1 protein-coding gene is annotated in these 1,026 nt (G+C 72.5%); it reads right to left on the bottom strand.

The features are described from left to right. Positions 1–913 (bottom strand): IS110 family transposase (locus H6A16_RS10540; protein WP_204619011.1); only part of this gene is annotated, 913 nt, incomplete at its 3' end. Positions 914–1,026: the final 113 nt, after the last annotated feature.

The following is a 1,026-nucleotide window of genomic DNA, read 5'->3' as shown; positions in this document are numbered from 1 at the left end:
CGCGCGACGACATCGGCACGTGCCAGGCGGCCTCCACGAGCGCGGAGCGCACGTGCGCGTTGCCGGCGCGGGTGATCCCGCCCCTCGACGACGTCTCGCCGCTCGAGTGCTCGGAGGGCACGAGCCCGCACCACGAGGCGAACTCGGGCGCCGTGCGGAACCTCGAGAAGTCGCCCGCCTCGCAGGCGAGCAGGAAGGCCGTGGCGACGTCGATGCCCTTCACGAGCCTGAGCGCGTCGACGACCGGCTTCCACTCCGGGCGCCCGGCCGACTCGGCGACCCTCCTCGCCAGCGCGTCGCGGGCCTCCTGGCAGCGCCGCACGCAGTCGCGGTAGTGCTCGTAGGCGGCCGCGTCGTCGGGCTCCTCGAACTCGATCGAGTCCGCCCACCTCCAGTAGGCGCGCGTCCAGTTGCCCCTGCGCCTCCCCGTCGGGGTCGCCTCGTCGAACGCGTGGCCGTGCCTCAGCAGGAACTTCGACATGCGCTGCTTGGCGCGCTGCAGGTCGTCGCGGGCGTCGGCGAGCGCGCGGGACAGGTCGCGGGCGGCCTCGGTGCGCCCGTCGGGCACCCAGACCTCCACGACGTTGCGCGTGGCGAGCAGCCTCGCCAGGAACTCGGCGTCGCGCCGGTCGTTCTTCCTGCCCCGGTCGGCGGCGGGCCGCTGCATCTTGGAGACGGCGCCCACGGCGCACTCCAGGCCGAGCGCGTTGAGCGCCCGGCAGAGGTGGAAGCCGGTGACGCCCGACTCGTAGACGCACCTGGGCGAATCGAAGCCGAGCGCCCACTCGGCGACCGCCGCGGGGTCGTAGCCGAACGAGGCGCGCTCGAACTCGCCGGTCATGGGGTTCAGGGCGAAGGCCTTGATGCTGCGGGCGTGGACGTCGAGGCCGATGGCTGTGACATAATTGGACATGGTGCCCTCCTCCGTCGCATGTGGCGCGCGGCCACGGTTGGTGGTACGACCATTGTCGCCCGACCCACGGAGCCGCGACAGGGGGAGGGCCCAATGTTCAGCTCATATCGTCT

Origin of the sequence: Collinsella tanakaei, assembly GCF_016900375.1 — a bacterium.
Classification (GTDB): domain Bacteria; phylum Actinomycetota; class Coriobacteriia; order Coriobacteriales; family Coriobacteriaceae; genus Collinsella.
Note: the sequence above shows the minus strand (reverse complement) of the source record. Positions and strands in the feature narration are given on the sequence as shown.